This window comes from Massilia sp. P2_C2 (assembly GCF_056404615.1).
In genome coordinates, this window is the sequence record NZ_JBFUDR010000549.1 from 1 (window position 1) to 1,928 (window position 1,928).

Annotated in this window: 2 protein-coding genes and 1 pseudogene; all 3 read left to right on the top strand. The window is 72.5% G+C overall.

The features are described 5' to 3' along the window. Window positions 1-366 (top strand): penicillin-binding transpeptidase domain-containing protein (locus AC1DYX_RS30680; protein ID WP_477265934.1); only part of this gene is annotated, 366 nt, incomplete at its 5' end. Window positions 367-466: 100 nt separating this feature from the next. Then, window positions 467-1,732 carry a hypothetical protein gene (locus tag AC1DYX_RS30685; protein WP_477265936.1) on the top strand — a complete coding sequence of 422 codons (1,266 nt, stop codon included), beginning with the start codon at window positions 467-469 and terminating at the stop codon, window positions 1,730-1,732. After that, window positions 1,725-1,928: pseudogene (locus AC1DYX_RS30690) on the top strand (hypothetical protein); the annotation flags it as partial. The gene AC1DYX_RS30685 and the pseudogene AC1DYX_RS30690, both read left to right, overlap by 8 nt.

Genomic DNA, 1,928 nt, shown 5'->3' on the forward strand with positions numbered 1-1,928 from the left:
GCGCAGCTCGATGGCGCCGCCGCGGCGGCCGCGCCGGGGCCGGCGCTGGACGTGCGCCTGGACCGCGTCCGCGCCGGCATGAAGGGCGTCGTCGACGTGGGCACGGCGGCCGGCGCGTTCCGCGCCCCGSCGCTGGCGGCCATCCGGCGTGGCCTGTCCGGCAAGACGGGGACGGCGCCGCTGGGCGACGGCACGCTTGCCACCGTCTGGTTCATGGGCTGGCTGGAGCCGCACAGCGTGCCCGGACAGGATCATCGGCTGGCCGTCGCGGTCTTCGTCAGTCGCTCGGAAGCGACGGGGGGCGAGCACGCGGCGCCCGTCGCCGCCGCCGTGCTGGGGGCGCTGGCGGGCCAGCCGACGAAATGAGGGGTGTTTTCGCCTCATCTGCGCGCCTCGGAGGTGTGTTTCTATGGCATGATCTATTACGGACCTGTCATTGCAGTCCATGCCATATCGAAGAGGATTTATGCGTTTGCCGGGAACCCGGTACCAGGAACCGGGCTGGGAAGAGGTGCGCAAGCTGCTGGGGCAATGCTCGCTCGGCGCGCTGCGCGGCTTCGACGCGCGCCCCGGACCGGACGCGCTGGAGGACTACGTCGACCGCATGGCGGCCCGCTTGCTCGCGGTCCGGCATGGCGCGCGCGCCCAGGCCGCCGGCAATGCCTATGGCGACACGGTGTACGAGTTGGCCGTGGCCCTCGTCGTCGAGTTGCGCGCCCGTCCGGCCGACTGGGATGCCCTGTGCGCGGCCTGCGCCGGTATCCCGTCCGGCCTGGATGGCGACGCCCTGTTGCGCAAGAAGGTGAACGATATGTATGCCGTGTTGCGCGACCGCGTCGACGCGGACAATTACCAGGCGGCCTGCGGCCGTCCGTGCAGCCCGAACCGCATGTACGCCTACCGCATGCTCGATACGGCGTACCACGAGGTGGCGCGCCTGTTCGCCGACTGGCGCGCGCACCAGGACCAGGTCGGCGCGATCCTCGGGCGCACGCTTGCCGACGGCGCGGCGCCCATCGAGGTGCGCCAGCTGCGCACGATCGCCGACTGCCGCCCGGAATGGATCCTGCGCTGGAGCGGGACGCTGGCGGCGTTCGGCGGCGGCCCGGGGCCGTTGCATACGCGCTCCAAGCGCTTCGCCAGCCTGAAGACGGGCTTGGCGCGTATCGCCGCCATGCTGCGCGAGATCGGCGACTACGAGCAGTTGTCGGCGAACGGCGACCGCGACTGGCTGCAGGACCTGGACGACGCCACCGCCTGGGTCGAGGATTACTGGCGCGTGCTGCAGGAATCGGAAGCCGCGGCGACGCCGGGCCCGGACCGCATCCTGGAAGCGTCCCAGGACGAACTGGACGCGGCGGCGCCCGAACCTGGGCCGGGGCCGGCCGACGCCCCGGCCGACCCGCGCCTGGACGCGCTGGCGGTCAGTGTTTCACTGCCCCCCGGCTACCTGCAGGAAGCGGGAGCAGCCGAAGCGGCGCACGGCCGGGTGGCGCACCTGCTTGCGACGGATGGCCTGGTCGTGCGGCTGGCTGTCTACGCGAAATTGCTTGGGCCCGACGACGACGTCTACCCTGACGCCTGGCGTGACCCGGCCACCGGCGCGCTGCCCACGATGCAGCAGCTGGCGGCCCTGGCCGAGGTCTCGCTGCCGACGCTGCGCAAGCGGCGCGACGCGGCCATCGCCCGGCTGGGCGCGGCCTTTACGAGGAAGCGAGGTAGTAATGCATAGTGACGACGACATGACCTACCGGCGGCTGCAGGATGCACTGTTGCAGGGCCGCCGCAGCGACGGCGACCGGCTCGTGCTGGACGACGCCACGCTTGCCGCCGCGCTGGACGGCAGCCGGCCCCTGACGGCCGGCGAACGGGCGGCGCTGCAGGCGTCGCCGCTGACGGCGCGCCGCCTGCGCCACCTGGCGCTGGAA

Bases quoted from the DNA above. Each gene is read 5' to 3' on its own strand.
- AC1DYX_RS30685 (WP_477265936.1), top strand. From the start codon at position 467: ATGCGTTTGCCGGGAACCCGGTACCAGGAACCGGGCTGGGAAGAGGTG.